Below are 22,539 nucleotides of genomic sequence, written 5' to 3' on the forward strand. Positions count from 1 at the left end.
AGAGACGTAGCACTGCTACGTCTCTACAAGGGTTTTGGATAACGCATATTTAATTTCTAGATATGACTCAATACGGTTCGGATAAGTATTTTGAACTCAGAATAGGCTTTGGGGAAAAGGGGAATGGGTTTGCGGTTAAAGGTTTTTTATTCCCCTTTCCCCTTTTCCCTTTTCCCTTTAACCGAACCGTATTGGCAACGCCTAAACTCAAATTAAAATCGCTGCCCAATTCCCAGATGCACTTTGCTTTCTCCCTGGTCGTTAATGCCATAGTCAGCCCGAATTAAGCCTAGTGGTGAATTTAATCGCACTCCCGCCCCATAACCAAAACCATAACCTGGTTTATCCCGTACACCTGCCGGATCTCCTAATACAGTATCACCAGAGCCTAAATCTGAGGCAAAGTCGGCAAATAATACACCGCCGACGATTGGTAAAACGGGAAAACGGTATTCTGCCGAAGCCAATACATAACTGCGACCACTGCCAACTTCTCCAGAATCGTAACCGCGCACTGAGTTTGAACCACCCAAGTTAAAACTTTCGTAGGGCGGTAAATTTCCAAGGACGGTACCGGCTTGCACATTCACCGCAAATACTTGTGGCTGTTTGCTGTTAAATAACTGCACTGGTAAATATTGGCTGTAGTTGGCTTTGAGGCGATTGAGGGAAATATTACCTTCGCCGATGGGTATAGATTGTTCTGTACTCAGACTTAGAACGGAACCTTGAGTGGGATTGAGGGGATTATCTCGTTTATCTTTGGTAGCGGTGAAGGATACAGTAGTTAGGTCGTCAATACCGGTTCCACTCGCAGAGAGGGGATTGCCCTGAGCGTCGGTTGGGGTAATATTACCTTGGCGATCGCGAATACTAGTTCGGGTATAGTTTAATCCTAATGAGGTATTCCAATCGTCAATTGGTCGCTGCAAGCTGACACCACCGCCAAGTTGACCTTCTCGCACTTTGTCGCCGTTAGCTAGCTTAATCTTGTCATCAAAGGTTTCCGAAAGTTCCTGACTACGAAAACCATTTACAGTGTAGCCCAAGCGATCGGGGTTAGTTATCCGATAGGGACTGACAAATTTGCTATTAAACTGCAAGTCTCGGCTACTTACCCCAACATTCACACCTAAAGTATCATTAACACCACCGACATTCTGATCTTGATAGCTGATTGTACCTACCAATCCTTGATCGGCATTGTAACTACCACCCAAGTTAACACCACGCGCCCCAGTTTCTTTAAGTTGATAGACTAAATCAAGTTTTGTCGCATCTCCTTCTAAGGCAACATTCACAGTTTCAAATAAACCAGTACGATATAGCTGTTGGATGTCTTGTTTAACGACATTTTCTTGGAAAATTTGACCGGGTTTCAACTTGAGTTGTTGTTGTAAGAAATCTGGTTTGGTGCGTCCTCCAATGGGATTACCCTTGCTATCAACGGTTTTACCCTCATCGTTGACAAAGCGAAATTTGATATCACTTACCAAACCTTCAGCGACATTCACAGTGAGAATGCCTTGAGAACTAGGTTTAATTGATAACACCCGTGCTAAGTTATAACCATTGTCGGCGTACCACTTGTTAATTTGTGCCACTGCTTGTTGCAGTCCACTGGGACTAATGGTGGTTCCAATTTGAGATTGCAAACGTTGTTGAGCAACTTGATAGGTAAGTACTTTAGCACCAGATAATTGCAGCGATCGCACAATCACTGGTTGGACTTGGTATACTACATTCAATCCAGCCTGAGTGCTAAAGCTATTCACACTGACACTACTAAATAAACCTGTATTTAAAATTGCTGTTACATCTTTTTGTAGCTGGCTTTGACTGGTTTCTCCACCCACCTGGGTTTTAATTACCTGGCCAATGATTTGCTGTAATTCTTGATTGGCTCCCACCACCTGTACATCTGTAGCTCTGACTACCAAATCGCTTTCAGTAGCAGGAGTTTTGGGGGATAAAGGGGAAAAAGAGGGAGTGGGAAGAAGCGTTACTGATGAATTTCCCTTGTCTGTTGATTTTAAGACTACTGGGGAATTTTTGTTTGCACTTGTTTGCACGGCGACAGGATTTTGAGAAAATTGTTGTGCAACTATAGTTTCTGGTGAAGCAATTGTCTCTACCCGTGCGGGAGTGTCTTCAATTATCGGTACCACCAAGTTACCAGCTTTTGCAGTTGGAGTAACGGTTTTAGCAGGTGCAGCCGTTGCTTGCCCAGTAACATTGCCAGCAGCTAATGTAGCTAATGTAAAAATTGCAGTAGCAGAAACTCGCATAAATATTTAACCTAATTAACTGGGAGTTATACTAATTTTGGATTTTAGATTTTAGATTTTTGATTAAAAGTATTGACCAAAAGGCTGTTCTAGAAATTTCAAACAATTACATTCCTATCCAAAATTGGTATTAGTTGTAAGGAAGTAAAGGAATAGGGAAATACTAACTTCCAGCTTCCTTGTCGATTTCCCTATTTATACCTCTTACCCAAACAGACAGTTAATTTTGATATTTTGTTTCTTATGAGTAATTTATCTCGGTCATCTCTAGCTTCTGATTCTCAATCTGCAATTTCTCCTTTGCGGTTACTTGTATTAAGTAATGGTCATGGGGAAGATGTGATTGCACTTCGGATTTTGCAAGAACTCGTACGACAACCAAACCCACCAGAGATATTTGCTTTACCTCTGGTGGGTGAGGGACGTGCTTATGAACAGTTGGATATCCCCTTTATCGGTTCAGTCCTGAATATGCCTTCTGGCGGCTTTATTTATATGGATGGCCGCCAATTAGCGCGGGATGTACGCGGTGGTTTATTGCAACTTACCCTCAGCCAAATTAAAGCTATCCGCCGTTGGGTAAGTTCTCAAAAAAAATTAGGTAATAGGAGAGCGATTTTAGCAGTGGGAGATATTTTGCCACTGTTGTTTGCAACATTCAGTGGCGCTAATTATGCTTTTGTCGGTACGGCAAAATCTGAATATTATGTGCGAGATGAAGCTGGATTATTACCACGAAAATCTAAAGACGCAGGTTGGGAAAACTTTTCTGGTTCAGTTTACCATCCTTGGGAACGTTGGTTAATGAGTCGTCGCCGTTGTAAGGCTGTGTTCCTGAGAGATGCGCTGACAACAGAAACATTAAAACAATGGCCAATTCCAGCTTTCTATTTGGGTAATCCGATGATGGATGGTCTAGAATCGAGGTTTTCACGCCAACAATTTTATAGTCAGAATGTCCAACAGCAAGAGACAGTTCGACCTTTTGTAGTGACTCTTCTTCCTGGTTCTCGTCCCCCAGAAGCATACACCAACTGGGAAACAATTATGATTGCCGTATCTGCATTGATGACAAGTTTTCAACAGCGAGATTCAATCTTTTATAGTTCTAACAAAGTAGTGTTTTTAGGTGCGATCGCTCCTGGTTTAGACTCTAATATTTTATCCCAAAGCGTGCAATCTCAAGGCTGGCGCGCTGAATCAGCATCTCCTATCCAACTTGGCGATCCAAATATATTGACATTTAAACAGAGAAATGCTTATCTACTATTAACACAACGAGCCTATAATGATTGCTTGCATTTGGGAGATTTAGCGATCGCAATGGCAGGTACAGCCACAGAACAGTTTATCGGTTTAGGCAAACCTGCGATCGCAATTCCCGGTAATGGTCCACAATATAACCTTGGCTTTGCTGAATCTCAAAGTCGTCTTCTGGGATCGTCTTTGATTTTAATCGATCGACCAGCAGATGTAGCGAAGGTTGTACAATCCTTGTTTAAAAACCCTGATAATTTGCAAATTATTGCTGAAAATGGTGGGCGACGTATGGGAAAACCGGGAGCAGCACTACGTATTGCTAATTGCTTGCGGGAAAAATTGGGATAATGAGGCAGTGGGCAAAACAGTGCTAAGTTAAGAGTTAGGAGTTAGGAGTTATTCTCCCGATCTCCCCATCTCTTTCTTGTCTCAATTCTTCACGCTACTAATCCAGAACGTAAGGCCCTGACAGCAGCTTGGGTACGGTCATCAGCACATAGTTTATTTAGAATATTACGAACATGGGTTTTTACAGTACCAACTGTAATGTAAAGTTTCTCGGCGATTTGACCATTGCTACACCCAGCTACAATCAACTCTAGGATTTCCAGTTCCCGTTGAGTCAGAGGGTATGTTTCCAAAACTTGCTCGTATTCTGTCGCCAGCGCTTCAATTTTTACAGTCTTCGGCTTGTCAGAACCTTGACTTTCTCCAGGAATACCTTGGCGCATCTTCCGCAATACCACGTTGGCAATTGCCGGATCGATCCAAGAGTTACCGCCATGAGTTGCTTGAATTGCCTCGGTTAATTTACTGATACTGGTTTCTTTCATATAATAAGAATCAGCGCCAGCTGCGAAGGCTGCAAGTACAGCATCCTCTGTATGATCCATTGTCAAAATGAGAATCTTCGTAGTAGATTGCCCATTTTCAGCCTGGGAGCGTTTGAATTTACGAGTGAGTTCGATGCCATCCATGTCAGGCAAGCCGATATCTACTACCGCGACATCTGGCTTTGCCGTTTCTAAAAGTTTTAACCCTTGGGTAGCATTTGCCGCTTCTCCAATTACTTTCAATGCACTATGAGACTGTAATGCTGCTCGTAGCCCCATTCGCGTTAAGTCATGATCTTCAATTAAAATAATACTAATTTCATTCATCGCTACACTCACTCTTGCGCTGTTTGCATCTTTCAAAGTATTGCCTTTTGTAACTATTATCTATTATTTTCCCAAACTCAAGATAGATGATATTTCAACCTGTCTGCATCCACCGATAGAAATAACAAGTAGCCAAAATTTTTATATTTAGATAGACGACAAATCTAGCTGGAGATATATAGATACTTACACAAAAAGTATGAAATATTGAAACGAATGCCAAATTGCTCTTCCTTGCTGATAATTCAGCTTTGAGTTGTCATGTTCCATCCGTTAATTAGTATTATTTGGGAGCAAACTTTAAAAAAAGCTTACGAAAATGAAAAAATTACACTGTGTAAAAGTTGCTTTCCGAGAAAGTAAAAGATGGTTGCGAACGATTTTTAATCAAACCTTTGGATTCATCCGATTGATAGAGCCAATAGAGATCCTCATGGAAGGGAATCAACCAGCGTTAAAACTCACTGAAATCAGAAACAGCAAAGTAATTCCTAGTCCTTTGTAACAAACTTGTCCGTCTGACTCACAGGATATAATACAAGCCGCTCTGTACTAACCTCTCCCCTTTTAGGTTTTGAATTTTGCCTAACTTTTGTCGGGAACTTTTCTTTGGAATTAAGCTTTGGTAACTTTGCGAACATCCATAAGTTCGATATACTTAAATAAATACTAACACAGATGTGGCGATCGCTAAGAAAATTGTTGAAATTTCAGGAGGTAGGATTACTTCAGATTCACAAATAGCTATAGATATTACTTTTTTATTTATCTGGTCTAACTAACCTGATAGGTAAAACAGTTCAAGCTTATGGTACACGATAATGGGATGCAACTCTCACCAATGACTGACGACGGTGGCTTCCTCACTCATCTACAATTGTTTTAAGCTTGGTAAAGTATTTTATTTTACTTTCTATCAACGGTGTCTGCTTGTTAATGACTAATTTTTTGCCAGACATTAGTCATTTGTTAGGAGTTTAGTTACCATCTGGTAAATTAACCAGATTGAAGATACAACAGACTCAATTCAACCCAAGGAAAGACCCGAAAGAGCGAACGACATACTACTAACGGAGGAGAACGAAGTTGTAGAATGTGATGAATGTCAAGCAGGTATTAAAGTGGATCTTTATGCAAAATATCTTAATCAATCAAATTACAGGTTTTAAATGTCCGAAAATCTTATATTCTTTAGTTGGATAATCTAAAAAGATAAATTTTATACATCAACCTATGTTTGGCGGCGAAAATTAAAACCGATGGAAGAGACGCTGAAAATTTTGGTTGTAGACGATGACGAAGTAGACCGGATAGCAATCTGTTCTGCCCTGACTAAAGCAGGTGTTCGGATAGAACTGTCTGAAGTAGGCAATGGTAATGAAGCATTCTCTGTCTTAAGCATTACTACTTACGATTGTGTTTTCCTCGACTATCGTTTACCAGATCGGGACGCACTAACCTTGATTCAACAGCTACGTTCTTCAGAAATTAAAGTTCCTTTAGTAGTTATAACTGGTCAAGGAGATGAAGAAATTACTCTTCAATTATTGAAAGCTGGTGCTACAGACTATCTCTCTAAGTCTAAAATATCCCCAGAAATTTTGTCGCAGGTTTTGCGGAATGCAATTCGGATTTATCGGGCGGAAATACAGGCAGATTTGGCAAATCAGCAGCTTAGAGAAACTCACGAACAACTCATTTTTAAGAATCAAGAATTGGAGAGGCAACAGCAACAGATTCAAATGCAAAACTTCAAGTTATTGGAGGCATCACGTCTAAAATCACTTTTTTTGGCAACTATTTCCCACGAACTTAGAACGCCGATGAATGCGATTATTGGTTTTTCCCAAATACTCTTGCGTCCTAAGTTCGGTCAACTAACGAATCAGCAAGCAGATATGGTTGAGCGCATTTTGAATAATGGAAAGCATTTACTGATGCTACTCAATGAAGTTCTCGATTTTTCCAAACTGGAGGGAGGAGGATTAGATTTAAAGGCAGAAAGATTTGATATATCAAAGGTAATCAATCTTGTTGTCAGTGAAATGCGTTCCCTCGCTGATGCTAAAAATCTTTCATTGTTAGTACAAACTGATTTGCAAAATCCTTTGATATTTAACGATCCGGTTCGTGTCAAACAGATTTTGATTAACTTGCTTTCCAACGCCATTAAATTTACAGAGTCTGGTGAAATCTCGGTTGAGGTTAAGGAATTACCTGGAAATCGAGTAGTAGTTATCGTTAAAGATACAGGTATTGGCATAGCCCCCAAAGATTTTAAACATATTTTTGAAGCATTTCGGCAAGTCGATCAAACTATCACTCGCAAATATCCAGGTACAGGTCTGGGTTTGGCAATTATAGATTCGCTAGTGCGAATGATGGGCGGTAAAATATTTCTTGAGAGTAAATTGGGGGTGGGTTCAATTTTTAAAATTGAATTGCCACGTCAAATTACATTACCGACTGTAGCAGCAAATGCTCCAGCTTCACAGTTAGATCGGGATGATTTTTTTTCTCCTGCACAAAATCCTCATCATTCATCTCCTCAAGCCAGAAAAATACCAATAGAATATCCTAAATTGAAAAATTACTTCCAGAAAAACTGATAAAAATTTATAAATCATGTCTGTAGTTGAAAATAATAAAGTTTATCGGATATTAGCAGTTGACGACACTCAAGATAATCTGATTTTGGTTCAAGCAATTTTAGAAAGTGAGGGGTATGAAATTGATTTGGCTTCAGATGGAATAAAAGCTTTACGGAAAATTGAGCAATCTCCACCCGATCTGATTCTGTTAGATGTAATGATGCCGGGGATAGATGGTTATGAAGTCACACGTCGGATTCGGAATAACCCTGCTATCTCTTATATTCCAATTCTATTAATTACTGCCTTTCATCAATCCAGCGTTGTCGAAGGTTTGGATGCTGGTGCTGACGATTTTATTCGTAAACCATTTGATACTGATGAACTACTGGCAAGGGTGCGATCGCTATTACGTCTCAAGCACAGTCTGGACGAACAACAAAAAATGGCCCGCCAACGGGAAGATTTTGTTTCCCGTCTGACTCATGATTTACGAACTCCCCTAGTAGCCGCCGATCGGATGTTGAATTTGTTTGAAATGGAAACATTCTGCAAAATTTCGCCGGAAATGAAACAAGCGATCGCAGTCATGATTCGCAGTAACCAAAATTTGATGGAAATGGTCAACACCCTATTAGAAGTCTATCGCTTCGAGGCGGGTAAAAAAACGTTGAATTGGGAGGAATGCGATTTATGTGAAATATCTCAAGAAGTAGTCAACGAACTAAGTCCTCTAACTAATGAAAAAGGCTTGACTCTGGAAATTGATACCCGTCAATTAGATCCACTGAGTCCAAATGCTGCTATTATCATGGGCGATCGTTTGGAATTACGGCGAGTGTTAAACAACTTGATTGCAAATGCCATCAAATTTACAGATACAGGAGGCATAACAATCCGCATTTATGAAACATCATCTAATCCAGGAGATCCAGATTCGGTAGTAATTGAGGTAGAAGATACAGGATATGGAATTGCGCCAGAAGATCGGGCAACAATTTTTGAGCGATTTCGCCAAGGCAGAAATAAACGATCGGGTAGTGGCTTAGGACTACATCTATCCCATCGCATTATAGAAGGGCACGCAGGAACTATCAAGGTCGCTTCGGAAGTAGGGAAAGGTAGTTTATTTACTGTGCAACTACCTAAAAATGCTTAAGTTGTTCTCCTTCACCACCGATTATTTTGCGGATATCTCCCAAGAAATTACATTTAATTTTGAATGTATTTTAATGCGCCCAGCAAAAATAAAATTAGCTTAAATTAATATGGATTAATTACAGCAGCATTTGAAGGTTAATCCAATCAGAATATTCCGGATAACTTGCCTCTTCCAATATTTGTATACTCCCAACGGTAGATGTATCGCTCGATTAAAATAACTAAATCTACTTTTGTATCATTCTATAGATAGTAGAAATAACTATTTTACAAAGTTATTATTCAACCTATTAATGCCTGAAAAACGTGTATGCACCCTGGAATCATAACCCAGGGTCTTTTTTATAAAAACCTAAATAATCATCATTTTTTCATCATTGACTACTGTCCATGTCCACCCTCAACTCTTAATAGGGTGGACATGGACAGCAGTTAAAAAGGATTATAAAGTAAACTAAAATACAGACCGTTTTCTTGTAATGTTCTCTCATTTGAGTTAACAGATACCAAAGGAATACCCCAGTCAAGACGAACACTGAAGCGATCGCCCTGTGCCCAACGCAACCCCAGACCAACAGCAGCTAAAGTATTGCGATCGGGATTCTCTCTATTAGAACTGTTCCAGCCAACACCAAAATCCACAAAGGGGATAACCTTTAAGGTGCTATTTATCTGGGGTAAGCGCAGAATTGGGACTTGAACTTCCGCAGAAACAAAAGTACCATTATCTGTGAGCAGATAATCTTGACGGTAGCCGCGAACGCTATCCTGCCCACCTATGCCAAATTGCTCAATAGGCAGAAGTGTTGTAGATGCAAGTTGCGTATTTAAACGAAGTAACAGTAAGGTTTCAGGAGCTAAAAGGCGGGCCCACTGTGCTTGCCCTTGCCAAGCAAAAAAACGGCTATCAGGAGCATCTTGATTAACTGTGGCATTCAACACATCTATGCCCAAACTGAATTGAGAGCGTAGGGCGATGACTTCCCGACTGTTACGACTCGTCCATTCTTGAAAAAATCGCAACGCAGATACCCTAGTGCGTCCCTCTTCATCAGCACCAGGTGAAAGTAGAGAGGGGGGAAACCCTCCTTCGCTCTCTTTTTGTAGTTTCCACGAAATATCACTTTCGCGTCGGGAAGCTGTTAACCCCAGAGCAAACTCTTGTGTAGGAGTTTGAACTATGGGCTGGCGGAATGTCACTTCGTAGTAGCGAGAAGCCGATTCGATATCTAAAGTGTCGAAAGGAGGCTCAATGACATTACTCGACGTAGTGCCATAGTTAAAGCTAAGAGTTCCGTTGCGGGGATTAAGAGGCAATGTGTAACTAGCATCAAAGGAGTTGCTACCATCAGTATTGGTGTAGCCTACACTCAGACCATCCCCCAATCCAAGTAAGTTGGCTTCATTCAATCGTAATCCGCGTCGAAAACTGCCAACACTAGGCGATCGCCCATTATCAAGAATTATTTGACCACTAAAGGTTTTTGCCTCACGGATTTTAACTTCCAAAAGACTCGTACCCGTTTGCGATCCTGCTGAGAGTTCAGCAGTCACGTTTTTAATCAAAGGATTAAGTTGCAAAAGTTGCAAGGCTTCTAATAGACGCTGGCGATTCAGAGGTGGTGATGTCGCAATTGCTAGTCGGCTGCGGACATAATTCGGATTCAGCCGCCGAGTCCCAGTTACCTGAATATCTTCTAATTTACCTTCAACCACCTGAATTTTGACAACACCAGATTGGATTGTTTGAGGTGGAATATAGGCGCCAGAAGTAATGTAACCATTTTTGACATATAGATCGGTGATTTTAGAACGTGCTTGATACACTTGGGTCAGTGAGATCGGTCGTTTGGTAAATTCAGCAGTGGCTTGGGCTAACTCTTGGGCGCTAAAAACTGTGCTACCAACAACTTCAAAGCGTTCAACAACAATAGTTTGAGGAAAGTTGCCAGGGAGTGGTGTTTCAGGTGTGGGAGTTGGGGCAGAGGGTGGAAGTAGTTGTGCTGGTGGGGGGAGTGGCTGTGGCACTTCCGGTGAGGGAAGTGGTGAAGGTGTGGGTGGTTGGATATCCTGTGGTGGTGGAATTTGTTGTGATAGGATGAAATTACTAGTTGGTAATTGTGTAGTATCAACAGTCTCAGCTTTCAGTGGACTTAAAGATGTACTGCCAAGTAATAGAAGCATACTCAGCGGTAAGCAGGACACTATAAGATTCTGAGGGTATTTATCAATCATCGCGCTGGACTATTTTTGTCAGTAACTATGGGATTATACCGGGACTGCTTCAGATGTGAATCTTACTTCATCTTTTGTCGCTAAAGTTGATATCTTGAGCAAATCTCAATTTAAAAGCTAAATCATCTGATGATTGCAGACTTAAAAGTATTAATAAGATATCTGGTGAAATTAAATTAATTATGCGTTGCTCGAAATCCTTGGTAGGCAAAATTTATGTAGTCAAAGGCTTCCCGTACCACTACGTGGAAGCAAGCTACGCGTAGTATCTCCGTGCTTTTTTTACAGTTTAAATCTGATACCAAATTTCTGATGAGAGTGTGCTGCAATCAGTAGACATCTTGGCATTTGTAACTTTTGCCTTGACGTTGGAGTGGATGTGAAAGGTTACTGGGTTTGGAAAAATTCCATCCTTTCCCCTTTACCCCATTTCTGCAAAAAGTCTAGTGTAGTTTCCCTTGTGCGTCTCTGAAAGATAAACCTACACCGCTCATTGAAACCTCCTACTTGTTGCCTTCTTCACTCCATACCACTTTCCTTAAACATTCCTATCAATTTACGTTTACGAGCGTGAGTTTGCATCAAGTTTTCCCGATAGCTTAACCAGTCAGCTTTCTTCCCAGATTTCAAATAGGCATTACGCGCCTTTTTCAACCATTCAACCGCGTAATAATAGTATTCGGCTTTACCTGCATCCATAATCTTTTCAGCACGGCGACGAGCATTAGCAATCACCCAACCAGGATTATGAGGGATAGCAGCATCCATGACTCGGTGAATTAACTCTGAACGATCAGAACTTAGTTCGCTAGCGATCGCAATTGCATCATCAATTAGCCCCTCATGCAAGAATATATCTACCTTGGCTGATTCTGTTCCCCAACCATTACAAGTACGGACAATTCTCAGCAGGTCTGTTTTGACACTTTCCCAGTTTTCCCCAGCGAATTCTGCCATTTTTTGGTAGTCCACCAAGGAGGGCTTTATTTCAAAAGCCGCCTTAATTGCTAATAAAGCAACTTCATTATTACCCAACTCAACAGCTAAATCACTTGTCCAAATTCCCAATTCATACTGACAATTACCCGGTAAATTTAATCCACTCTGGGCTATATCTAGTGATTGCTGTAACGCCCCCTGAACGCTGAGTGTTTTCGCTAGGGCAAAGGCTTCTTCCATTGAGTTCATCTGGGTATGAGCAGCATCAATTGCTTCTTCTACCCTGCCTAAACGCCCCAACATTGTCAGATATTGCTGAGTTTGCCCTTCCGCTTCTGCTAAATACAGGTATTCTTGATAACGTTCTTGACGTTCGAGAATTTTCAGGCGAATTAATGCCAAATCATCAGCATAATCTGGTACGTCTTCTTCCCAAGCTCCCCTTTCAGTAATGTTACCTTGGAGAACTTGTACCAGTGGCGGATAATCCCAACCTTGGCGTAAAGCCTCCATAACTAGACCAAAATCAGCATTCCACTCATCTTGCCAAGCTTCCAAATTTATTTGAATATCAACTTTTTCTTCTGGAGTAAGTTCGGTGCTGAGAATTGCTTCACACCAAGCATTATTTAATTTTGCGACAACTTCATCATTTTCAGCGCCATATTCGGCAACATCATCCCAATTTTCCGCACAGGTAGAAGTAATCGCCTCCAAAATAGCGATCGCATTTTCACCTTCTCCCCGTTCGCTAAAATTTACCGCAGTTTGCACTACACTCAGCAAATCTTCGCCAATTGGGTCTTCTTCGTATCCCTCCTCAAAGTAGCGCACGGTATCCTTGAGAATCTGCCGTACTTGCCGCCGAAACGGAGCCGGATCGAGAGTATTGCGGCGTACAAATTTTAGGGTTGTTTGGTTATCAGCAGGATTCGTCATCCAACTTACATGACGGTCAATCGCCTCAATTAGGGGGGGGTATTCTGCTACCAACTCTTGCAGCAGCCTTTGAGTTTGGATATAATCCAGGCGATTTAGTAGTTCCTCAAGGGTGGGGCGCTGCTCAATATTTTCTGAGTTACGCGCACAAACGAGCATCGTGGCGACAATGTGTTTGCACCACCCTTCATAGTCGTAGGCACAGGTACATTTTACTGAGGTTAACCCACTGCTATCGAAATTCAGGCTGACATGATAAGGTCTAGCTTCGGTGCCTACAACATCTGCCTGAAGCCGATGACCACGTTGGATAACGGCATGAACAGCACCAGCATTATAATATGCCTCGCCCCGCTGGAAAGATTTGGCGTTGGCATGACGGCGGATAGTAAATTCACTAATTTGAGGAATAGACATCGAGCGATCGCCTGCGTAAATCTTCTGGATCAATCCTAAATCCAGCTTAGTGTTACGCTAACGCGCTGTAAAGAAAAAGGTGTGGCGATTCTGAATGAGACTGCAATTTCTATTCATTAACTAGCTCATAACAGGGAATCAGTTTCATTACCCTGCAAATACTCACTTCATTTCTTGTCGCTTTTCTGGGAAAACCAACCCATATAATGAAAATATCCATATTTTCGCCAGAAGTGAGTGAATCATAATTTGAGTTAGCAATACCCAAACCTGAAATCAGTGAACAGTCAACAGTAAACAGTCAGGGTAATGTAAGGTAAGGGATTTAGAGTTCAGCGATAAAACTGATAACTGATAACTGTTAAAAGGGTTGCGCTGATTGTCGGTCAAGTTGAGAATAAATAGGCGAAGCAGACGGGGAAACTAACGTGAGTCAAGGATATGATTACGATTTAGTAATTATCGGCGCTGGTGTAGGCGGACATGGCGCAGCCTTACACGCCGTAAGTTGTGGTTTGAAAACAGCAATTATTGAAGCTGCTGATATGGGAGGAACCTGTGTTAATCGGGGCTGTATTCCTTCTAAAGCGCTGCTGGCAGCATCTGGACGTGTGCGGGAGTTACGCAATGCCCACCACCTCAAGTCACTGGGAATTCAAATTGGTAGCGTAGAATTCGATCGCCAAGCGATCGCTAATCATGCTAACGATCTCGTCTCGAAAATTCAAGGCGACTTAACCAACAGCCTCAAACGTCTAAAAGTCGATATTATCAGAGGTTGGGGAAAAATCGCTGGGGCACAAAAAGTCTCGATCGTCGGAGACGGTGGCGAAAAAACCATCACAGCCAAAGACATTATCCTTTCGCCTGGTTCAATTCCTTTTGTGCCTCCAGGGATTGAAGTAGACGGCAAAACTGTCTTTACCAGCGACCAAGGTGTGAAGTTGGAATCACTACCAGAGTGGGTAGCAATTATTGGCAGTGGTTATATCGGCTTAGAATTTTCTGATATTTACTCAGCTTTGGGTTGTGAAATCACCTTGATTGAAGCCCTAGATCAGTTAATGCCAGGATTTGACCGCGATATTGCCAAACTTGCCGAACGGGTGCTAATTACTCCCCGCGATATTGAAACGAAAGTCGGGATATACGCTAAAAAAGTCATTCCCGGTTCACCTGTGGTAATTGAGTTAGCAGATTTCAAAACCAAGGAAGATATAGATGTCATCGAAGTAGATGCTTGCTTGGTGGCTACGGGACGCATCCCGGCGACCAAAAATCTTGGTTTAGAGTCTGTAGGCGTAGAACTAGATCGACGGAATTTTATTCCAGTAGACGATCGCATGGCAGTGCTATCAGCAGGTGAAGTCGTGCCACATTTGTGGGCAATTGGCGATGCTAATGGGAAGATGATGTTAGCCCATGCTGCTTCTGCTCAAGGCATCATCGCGGTAGAAAATATAGTTGGGAGGGAAAGAATAGTAGACTATCGCAGCATCCCCGCAGCGGCATTTACCCACCCAGAAGTCAGCTATGTAGGCTTAACTGAAACAGCAGCTAAGGAGTTGGGACAAGCTGAAGGGTTTGAAATTGCCACCAGTCGGAGTTACTTCAAAGGAAATTCCAAAGCGTTGGCAGAAAATGAAGCTGACGGTATTGCCAAGGTGATATATCGCAAAGACACCGGGGAAGTCCTGGGCGTCCACATTTTCGGACTGCACGCCTCAGACTTAATTCATGAAGCCTCAGCTGCGATCGCCAACCGTCAATCTGTCCAAAGTCTCGCACATCTAGTTCACGCCCATCCGACACTCTCAGAAGTCCTAGACGAAGCTTATAAACGAGCCATTTAGTCATTTGTCCTCTGTCATTTGTCCTTTGTCAATAAACAAGGACAAATGACTAATGACCAATGACAAATGACTAATGACCAATGACTAATGACTATTGACTAATTATGCAAATCCGTCGCCGTTCACCTAACCCAGCTATTTCCGTGTCCATGTTACGTTATCAGGCTGCCGTACCTGATGCAGCGCCAAACAACATTTTGGAAGAAATTGTCTGGCATAAAGAAGTTGAAGTTGACCAAATGCGTGAAAGGCTGCCTTTACGGGAATTGCAACATCAAGCACTCTCTGCGCCACCAACCCGTGATTTTGTTGCTGCTTTGCGTCAAGGTAAGACAAAGCCAGCATTGATTGCCGAAGTTAAAAAAGCTTCACCGAGTAAAGGCGTTTTACGAGCAGATTTTGACCCAGTAGCGATCGCCCTATCTTATCAGCAAGGAGGTGCTAGTTGTCTTTCTGTACTCACAGATGTCAAGTTCTTTCAAGGTAGTTTTGACAATTTAGCCAAAGTCCGGGCTGCCGTAGATTTGCCCCTACTGTGTAAAGAGTTTGTCATCTATCCTTACCAGATGTACTTAGCACGGGTTCAGGGTGCAGATGCGATTTTGTTGATTGCAGCTATTTTGAGCGATCGAGATTTGCAATACTTCTTGAAAATTGCTAACAACCTGAAAATGGCAGCCTTGATTGAAGTCCATAGTTTGGCAGAACTTGACCGTGTGTTAGCCTTAGATGGAGTCTCCCTGATAGGAATCAATAATCGCAATTTGGAAGATTTCTCTGTCGATCTGCAAACTACTTGCCAACTTTTGGCTGCAAGGGGTAGACAATTGCAAGAGAAAAATATCCTTGTTGTCAGCGAGTCAGGACTACACAACCCAGAAGATTTGAGTTTAGTGCTGACAGCAGGTGCATCTGCTGTACTCATTGGAGAATCTTTGGTAAAACAACCAGATCCCGGCGCTGCGATCGCCCGTATATTACCGAAGAATTTTTGAAATAAACACCCCATCTGCCCTAAAAGGCGCAGGGCAACTGCACATAATAGTTGAGCAATTGGGCATACTATGCGTATACACGCAGCACTTTGCTATCAAATATCATCAATATCTTTGCTAAATCTTCATTGCTAATCAAACCAAAGCCATAAGCAACTAGTTATTTATTATGTAACAATTTATTAACAAGAAATAAACTGTGACTAATACACAATCCCAAATATGAAATCAAAAGTTAACTTCATGGAGCAAATTCCTCTACCTTCGCCTATTCACTACGAACTTATACTTCAACTCTTAGAAAGACAAACTATGTTAGCAGTCAATGATAATCCAGATTTACGGCATCAGGTGAATCAGCTAATTATTACTCTCCGTAAAGCTGCTGTACAGCAAAAGCGACTAGAAGAAATTTGCGAGTTTTCCTCTGTAACTATCGATCACCGTTGGTCAATTAACCATCATAACGATAGCAAAGTTGTTGCCCCCGATTGAAAAAAATTGTCATCTTTATCAGATTTTAGTTTTGAGAAAGTTCATCTTGATTTAGACAAAACTGGAGATCGGTTAAAATAAAATATTGATGAGATTCTCTCTCGAAATTGACGAAAGATGAAATACAACAGCATTGATGAACTCCTCAGAAATAATCAGGCTTGGGTTGCCGAAAAGCTAGCTCTAGATCCAACTTACTTTCAAGAATTATCTAATGGACAAACACCACCTTTTCTATACATTGGCTGTTCTGATAGTCGTCTGGCATTAACAAAATTTACCCGTACAGAACCAGGAGAGTTATTTGTACATCGTAATATTGCCAATCAAGTTTCTCTAACGGATATAAACTTTTTAGCCGTTTTAGAATACGCAATTTTACACCTGAAAGTGGAACACATTATCGTTTGTGGTCACTACGATTGCGGAGGAATTAAGGCAGCTTTAGAAGGGCGAACTATCGGAATTCTTGATAACTGGGTAAATCCGATTCGGGAACTGTATTTAGAGAAACAAGAAGAAATTGATACTTTGCCAACAAGAGAAGAACGTCTGAATCGCTTGGCAGAAATCAATGTTGTGGCGCAAGTGAAAAATCTTTACCAAACTTCCGTCATGCGTCAAGTACTCCATGAGCGAAAAGCACCTATGGTTCACGGCTGGGTATTAGATATAAGCACTGGGTTAATCAAAGATTTAAACGTTTCAACTGTGCAATGGCAATTGCACATCTGCCCCTTGCTTCTAGAATTTAGACTCTATGCCATGTTAAAAAGTTAGAGTTAATTCGGTATTTACCGCCACACATAAGCCGACATTAAAGACTTGATAAATATTGTTTTTACAACTTTTATTTAGATATCGCGTTTTCTTAAGTAGTGTTTATATATATTTCAAAAATAAAATAGTATTTTTAGAGCTTTTTGTTTAATTAAAGTTACGAATACAAAGTAGTTAAGTTCATAAAATTTTTTATAGAGGCAATTTATGAATCGCCTCTATAACAATCACTAACACAGATATTGGTACGCTTAACCTACTTCTACAAAGAATTATTTCTTAGCAATTATCCATACTGCATGAATAATCCCAGGAATGTAACCAAACAGCGTCAAAAGTATATTAATCCAAAAGTCTATACCAAAACCTACTTGTAAAAAAACTCCCAAAGGCGGCAGAAAAATGGCACACAGAATCCGAACTAAATCCATTTAAACCTCCTGTTAATCTCAGAAAAGACAGCTTGTTGGCAAACTAATTTACCACTGTTCAAGCATATTTGTACTTCTCAAAGATAACATTCCCTCTCTTAATCTAGATAGCGCTTAAGATACGGTAAACCGCACTCAAGATTAGCCACCGCTAATTTTGGCTTTGTAACCTAGCTTGGTCAAAATCTCAACAATTTTCTGTTTGTGTTCGCCCTGAATTTCAATTTCGTTGTCTTTAAGTGTCCCACCTGTCCCACACTGGGTTTTCAACTGCTTCACCAAATCTGCTAAGGTTTCCGGTTTGGCTTGAAAACCGCTAATTACTGTGACGGTTTTGCCTTTGCGTCCTTTGCGGGAAGCTTGTACTTTCAAATTTTGTTGTTGTGGGGGTAGTTCTGGAATCGGTCTTTCTGTGGCGGCGGAGTTGTCATTGCCAAATTCGCGGTAGACAAAGCTTTTGTCAGAAGATTGAGACTTGGAAGAAGACATAAAATGAATGTTTAAGAAAAATTTCAAAAGCAGTGGAAACTTCTACGCAACCATTCTGCTGGGATACAATTTCTAGGCTAACATTACACATCCATACATCATAACCAAACTGACGTAATACTTGAACTGATTCAGGAAAATGGCTTGTCTATATCTATAATTAAACTAATTTTACCTAAACCATCTCAAACTCTAATTGATGACTCTTAAGAAAATCATGGGTGAAATGATCCACCATATTGGTATCAGCTAGTTCCAAATTATAAAAATCCACAGCTTCATGGTCAAAATGGGGGCCAGCGTGCCAAGTACCCTCATGTAGCTTGATAAAACAATTTCCCGGAATGCGGAAAGCAGCAATATCTTCTAATGCTGGTTCATTCACATCATTATGAGGAGGACAAACTGCAATTAACCAATCCTTCCCTTCCAAAGAACCCAGACATTGAGTGCATTGCACATGGCGAGTAATTTTGTGAAACTTTCGTCCTATTTTCTCCAATCGCATAAGATAAAATCGTGGAATCCCGTTTTGCAGGTTTAACTGGGCATCTTCCCCATCGTAAGTTTTGCCATCAAGACTTGCAAAAATAACCTGTCCATAAGGCCGAAAGTTTTCAGGAGTCACCCATTGCACTTGCAACTGTTGCACTGTCTTTGATGTGCTCATATCAAATCATTAAAAGTGATTATCTAAGTTTATTTTCGCCCATAATGACTGAATTTTACACAGTTATGATAGTGACTTCCTGAGTTTAAATGCCCTAAATTATGAAAAAATAACCTCAGCTAGCTAGATAACTACGTACTTGTTCTTTTTGGCGCCGGAGGAGACTAAGAGCTTTTTGTTCTATCTGACGCACCCGTTCTCGACTAATACCCATGCGATCGCCAATCTGTGCTAAAGAAAGTTCATACCCATCCGTTAGACCAAAACGTAGGGTTAATATTTCTCGCTGCTGGGGAGACAGCTTTGCCAATAAGTCTTGTAAGTCTTGGTGGAGAGATTCTTCAACGGCATAATCTTCAGGAGAAGGACCATCATCCTCCAGTATGTCTTGCAATTCTGTATCTTGTTGTTCGCCAACTCTCGCCTCTAGAGAGAAGGGCTGACGGGCCAAGTACAAACACTCTCGAACCTGGCTAGCTGTCAAAGATAAGGCAGTGGCAATTTCAGCAGTAGTAGGAACGCGACCCAACTGTTGAGATAATTCTCGCTGCACCCGTTTAATTTTGTTCAGTTTCTCAAAGATGTGGATCGGTAAACGAATTGTACGTCCTTGTTGAGCGATCGCCCGTGTAATTCCTTGACGAATCCACCAGTAAGCGTAGGTAGAAAACTTATAACCAAGGGCGGGATCAAATTTATCTACCCCTCGCTCTAAACCTAAAGTACCTTCTTGAATTAAATCCATAAATTCCAGGTTGCGGTGCTGGTATTTCTTTGCCACAGCTACCACTAACCGGAGATTAGCCTGAATCATTTTCTGTTTGGCGTGGTGTCCTAAATTTAGCTGTTGCTCTAGCACCTCCACAGTTAACTCCACCCGATCTGCCCATTCTTGTAGCGTGGGTTCGTGGTTTAATTTGACAGCCAATTCATCCTTAGCAGCTAATAAATTCATCATCTGCTGCACTTGTTGGGCAAAAATAACCTCTTGTTCGCGAGTCAACAAATCTACACGTCCGATATCTTGCAGATAACTACGCACAATATCATCTGTAGATCGAGGCTTTTTATCTGCGGTTAAACTTTTTTTCTTCGTTTTTTGAACTTCGGTATGTGGAGATGTTAAGTTGCTCATGGTTATTTGCTCCTCTGTAACCTCATCAATTTATTGGTATCAAGTCTAGATATTCAGACCCACAGCCATTTCACACTGCTAATCATAGATATCTTGCAAAAGTACTTAACACCCCATCCTTTAATTTCCTTCCCGCTTTTGGGGGAGGTAGACAAAGCAACGCTTTGCGAGGTGGGTTTATTAATTTGTAATTTATGCAAAAGGTCTAATCAATTTGCAACACTGATGAATTCTGATCTATGATACATTACAAGTTAATTCTTGGAGATAATAAACCCAAAATCAACCTACTCCTTAATAATAACATCATCATCAGTCACAAATCAATTACCTAAAGTATCATTAGCATATCCTTGGAAGTAATTACATTCCTTTATTATTGATTTTTGCATTTTCTAAAATTCAATTAACAATTAAATTTAGTCTAGTTATCCAATGCGCTTACTGGAAAAGTAAAAAATACTGAGCTACGATTCCATTATCTAAAAGATAAATTATTAATAGCAACTCTGAACAATCACAAAAAGTTCATTTGTGTAATTGTTCATAGTCTAATTATCAATAAATGTAATTCATGAAATAAAAACTCATTAAATATAAAATATGCATTTTTTACCTCATTTTTTTGTAATACAATCTAAGCATATCAAGCCAAGTACATAGTGGGCGATCGTTAAATATGAAAGAAAGAATTTCTCCTGCTTCCCCTCTTTAATAACCGCTTTCTTTAAGAATCTGGTCAAATACTTTAGTAATGAGGCATCTACTGAAATTAATTATACGATATCCAGAACACCTGCACAGACGTAGCACTGCTACATCTGTACATTCATTCTTACTCATATCTCTTTCCTGAAATTTAGGACGATCCAGAAGACGCAGATATCTGTGACAATTGCACTTGTGTCATAATTTAACGCAGACATCTGTATTGGATGCGGTACAATCAACTCGATTACTACTAGAGAAATTTTATGGACTAAAAGTACTAACAGTGGTAGTATTAACATCAAGGATGATACTTGGCAAGACAGCAACACCCGCGATCGCCCTAACTAATATTCTCTTGAAGCGAAAAGATTTTTGTGTAAAAGTATCTAGTTGATTGCTGTGCAGCATTGCTTAAACAACAACATTCCCACTTTTTGGAGAAGTCGGAAATAGTCTAAAACTCCTAATGAAGGAATATCTCACAGCTTTATCGCTTACTAGTTTTAACTTTTAGTTGCACAAAAGCACAATTATCTATCTACATAAATGATTGGCTTATTGCAAAGATTTTTGGGAAAATGGTACTATATTGAAGTTTTAATCTAACTCTTCAACTATGACTTTAGTAGATATTGGTTAAGAAAAGCATTCACCTCATTGGCGCATAACCCAACATTAACTATTTTTCCTGCAATTCTTGAGAATGTCTAATCCTTTACCATTATTGCAGTGGTCTGGATCGAGTATAGATACATATATTTCATGTATCCGACAATCTTTAGCGATCGCTAAAGCACATACAGGTGTGCGTCCATGAAAAGAACAAGGTTCAAGAGTTATATCATGTCGGCTAATCACTTATGATTAACGTATCTGTGCAAAAATCCCAAAAGTCTCTTTCCCCCAGCTAATAGCCCCCAGCAAGAACTGCCCTCTAAATAATAAGTCTTCAACCTGACATGATATTACATACATTTTCAACAAGTTGAAAGCTTTACCTTGAATCTGTTTAAGTGCGTCAGCTTCAGCATGGTGTTTTCCTGGTGCTTGCGTGTATCCTTGAGCTACTATCTCTTGGCCATATACGATCGCACAGCCTACTGGTGGGTTCGGCAAACATTCCGGCAAAGCTTTTCTGCTTTGAGCTAAAGCAGCCAGCATAAATATTTCATCCATATTTGAGCGTAAATTATCTAGATAAATCACACTACCAAGAATTAGCTATTTTTTGTTAAAAAAGTTCCTAATATCAAAACTTAGTAACTGTCACACTAATACCAGAATCCAGTTTCGGAACTTTGAGATACTCAATTGGTTCAGTACTTTGAGTCTTGATTGGCTCCTGACATTGCTTAAAAAAAGCGCTGGGGTTATTGATGAACTCAAGCGGGTTAATTTTTTGGCATCCTCGCTCCTGCATTAGCGAAATTGATTCAGCAGTTTGTTTGGAATTATTAGTCTGTCCGATCAAATTACTCCATGTAGTATTAATCGTAGCTGGTTCTGTCAATAAAACTCCAGCCCGATCGCGATCGCCTATTTTTATGGGAACATTCTCTTGATTAGCATAGGCACTTTGACTGAGAGTGAATGTGCTAATCACAATGCCTAAGATCATAAAAGAGGATTTCATAATTCAATCTCTCAACATTTAATGTCAGTTTAATAATTACAATTGCCTAAATATAAAAACCAAGAAATAGCAGGCTAGCTTGAGTACCTTAGATTAACACACGTAATAATAAATATAGGGAAACTTCATTAAAAATATGTGAAATCTAGTAGAATCTGACGGGAGTTTGCCTACCTTGAACAAGTTGCTTGAGCTATTTGTCTGCTTAATTGAGATAGTAGCTGGATTTTTGCTATTTTGTACTAGTCTGATATAGACTAATTTCTCGATTTAGTCACGCTGTTATTTGATGCTCGTTTGTTGGACTGCGTTAAATTTAAGCTGGAGCCAATTTACTTAGTAATCGTATATAGTTCA

General features: G+C 40.5%; 19 protein-coding genes. 8 read left to right on the forward strand and 11 right to left on the reverse strand.

Translation table 11 applies throughout. From position 1 onward, the window contains the following. Nucleotides 1-212 precede the first annotated feature (212 nt). Nucleotides 213-2,288, reverse strand: coding sequence for a BamA/TamA family outer membrane protein (locus ACR5KR_RS14290; RefSeq protein WP_448266987.1), 2,076 nt, complete (start codon nucleotides 2,286-2,288; stop codon nucleotides 213-215). Between the two features lie 243 nt (nucleotides 2,289-2,531). Here ACR5KR_RS14290 and ACR5KR_RS14295 point away from each other — a divergent pair, with 243 nt between their 5' ends. Then, nucleotides 2,532-3,896, forward strand: coding sequence for a lipid-A-disaccharide synthase-related protein (locus ACR5KR_RS14295; RefSeq protein ID WP_448266988.1), 1,365 nt, complete (start codon nucleotides 2,532-2,534; stop codon nucleotides 3,894-3,896). Between the two features lie 89 nt (nucleotides 3,897-3,985). On the opposite strand, the gene ACR5KR_RS14300 is transcribed toward ACR5KR_RS14295, so the two are convergent. Next, nucleotides 3,986-4,708, reverse strand: coding sequence for a response regulator transcription factor (locus ACR5KR_RS14300; protein ID WP_104908003.1), 723 nt, complete (start codon nucleotides 4,706-4,708; stop codon nucleotides 3,986-3,988). 319 nt (nucleotides 4,709-5,027) lie between these two features. Between ACR5KR_RS14300 and ACR5KR_RS14305 the strand changes: the two genes are divergently transcribed. The 3 genes from ACR5KR_RS14305 (at nucleotide 5,028) to ACR5KR_RS14315 (ending at nucleotide 8,458) form a co-directional block, all read left to right on the forward strand. Beyond that, entirely contained in the window at nucleotides 5,028-5,213 is a 186-nt protein-coding gene (locus ACR5KR_RS14305) for a hypothetical protein (RefSeq protein ID WP_448266989.1), read from the forward strand. 754 nt (nucleotides 5,214-5,967) lie between these two features. Continuing rightward, nucleotides 5,968-7,317: an ATP-binding protein gene (locus ACR5KR_RS14310; protein WP_448266990.1), complete on the forward strand. Its 1,350-nt coding sequence runs from the start codon at nucleotides 5,968-5,970 to the stop codon at nucleotides 7,315-7,317. 16 nt (nucleotides 7,318-7,333) lie between these two features. Further along, the gene (locus tag ACR5KR_RS14315) at nucleotides 7,334-8,458 is read left to right on the forward strand and encodes a hybrid sensor histidine kinase/response regulator (protein WP_448266991.1); all 1,125 of its coding nucleotides are present in this window, start codon (nucleotides 7,334-7,336) and stop codon (nucleotides 8,456-8,458) included. 434 nt (nucleotides 8,459-8,892) lie between these two features. On the opposite strand, the gene ACR5KR_RS14320 is transcribed toward ACR5KR_RS14315, so the two are convergent. Further along, the gene (locus ACR5KR_RS14320; protein WP_448266992.1) at nucleotides 8,893-10,644 is read right to left on the reverse strand and encodes a ShlB/FhaC/HecB family hemolysin secretion/activation protein; all 1,752 of its coding nucleotides are present in this window, start codon (nucleotides 10,642-10,644) and stop codon (nucleotides 8,893-8,895) included. 570 nt (nucleotides 10,645-11,214) lie between these two features. Next, nucleotides 11,215-12,990 carry an SWIM zinc finger family protein gene (locus ACR5KR_RS14325; protein ID WP_448270197.1) on the reverse strand — a complete coding sequence of 592 codons (1,776 nt, stop codon included), beginning with the start codon at nucleotides 12,988-12,990 and terminating at the stop codon, nucleotides 11,215-11,217. Nucleotides 12,991-13,418: 428 nt separating this feature from the next. Here ACR5KR_RS14325 and lpdA point away from each other — a divergent pair, with 428 nt between their 5' ends. The 4 genes from lpdA (at nucleotide 13,419) to ACR5KR_RS14345 (ending at nucleotide 17,113) form a co-directional block, all read left to right on the forward strand. Further along, nucleotides 13,419-14,843, forward strand: coding sequence for a dihydrolipoyl dehydrogenase (lpdA, locus tag ACR5KR_RS14330; protein ID WP_448266993.1), 1,425 nt, complete (start codon nucleotides 13,419-13,421; stop codon nucleotides 14,841-14,843). 104 nt (nucleotides 14,844-14,947) lie between these two features. Next, entirely contained in the window at nucleotides 14,948-15,838 is an 891-nt protein-coding gene (trpC, locus tag ACR5KR_RS14335; protein ID WP_445631796.1) for an indole-3-glycerol phosphate synthase TrpC, read from the forward strand. A 243-nt stretch (nucleotides 15,839-16,081) separates the two neighbouring features. Then, entirely contained in the window at nucleotides 16,082-16,333 is a 252-nt protein-coding gene (locus ACR5KR_RS14340; protein ID WP_069072137.1) for a DUF5340 domain-containing protein, read from the forward strand. A 117-nt stretch (nucleotides 16,334-16,450) separates the two neighbouring features. Further along, nucleotides 16,451-17,113: a carbonic anhydrase gene (locus ACR5KR_RS14345; protein ID WP_445631795.1), complete on the forward strand. Its 663-nt coding sequence runs from the start codon at nucleotides 16,451-16,453 to the stop codon at nucleotides 17,111-17,113. A 272-nt stretch (nucleotides 17,114-17,385) separates the two neighbouring features. On the opposite strand, the gene ACR5KR_RS14350 is transcribed toward ACR5KR_RS14345, so the two are convergent. The 7 genes from ACR5KR_RS14350 to ACR5KR_RS14380 form a co-directional block, all read right to left on the reverse strand. Next, a complete protein-coding gene (locus ACR5KR_RS14350) occupies nucleotides 17,386-17,544 on the reverse strand; it encodes a YqaE/Pmp3 family membrane protein (protein ID WP_179065728.1) in 159 nt (52 codons plus the stop codon). A 141-nt stretch (nucleotides 17,545-17,685) separates the two neighbouring features. Next, nucleotides 17,686-18,033: a translation initiation factor gene (locus tag ACR5KR_RS14355; RefSeq protein ID WP_445631794.1), complete on the reverse strand. Its 348-nt coding sequence runs from the start codon at nucleotides 18,031-18,033 to the stop codon at nucleotides 17,686-17,688. A gap of 175 nt (nucleotides 18,034-18,208) precedes the next feature. Beyond that, nucleotides 18,209-18,703, reverse strand: a complete 495-nt coding sequence (locus ACR5KR_RS14360; protein ID WP_445631793.1) for an ureidoglycolate lyase — start codon at nucleotides 18,701-18,703, stop codon at nucleotides 18,209-18,211. Between the two features lie 115 nt (nucleotides 18,704-18,818). After that, nucleotides 18,819-19,838, reverse strand: a complete 1,020-nt coding sequence (locus ACR5KR_RS14365; protein ID WP_445631792.1) for an RpoD/SigA family RNA polymerase sigma factor — start codon at nucleotides 19,836-19,838, stop codon at nucleotides 18,819-18,821. Nucleotides 19,839-20,810: 972 nt separating this feature from the next. Further along, nucleotides 20,811-20,957 (reverse strand): hypothetical protein, encoded by a 147-nt coding sequence (locus ACR5KR_RS14370; protein ID WP_445631791.1) that lies wholly within the window; start codon nucleotides 20,955-20,957, stop codon nucleotides 20,811-20,813. Nucleotides 20,958-21,413: 456 nt separating this feature from the next. Continuing rightward, a complete protein-coding gene (locus ACR5KR_RS14375) occupies nucleotides 21,414-21,725 on the reverse strand; it encodes a hypothetical protein (RefSeq protein ID WP_445631790.1) in 312 nt (103 codons plus the stop codon). 73 nt (nucleotides 21,726-21,798) lie between these two features. Further along, nucleotides 21,799-22,182, reverse strand: coding sequence for a hypothetical protein (locus tag ACR5KR_RS14380; protein ID WP_445631789.1), 384 nt, complete (start codon nucleotides 22,180-22,182; stop codon nucleotides 21,799-21,801). Nucleotides 22,183-22,539: the final 357 nt, after the last annotated feature.

The organism is Nostoc sp. DSM 114159 (assembly GCF_053470285.1).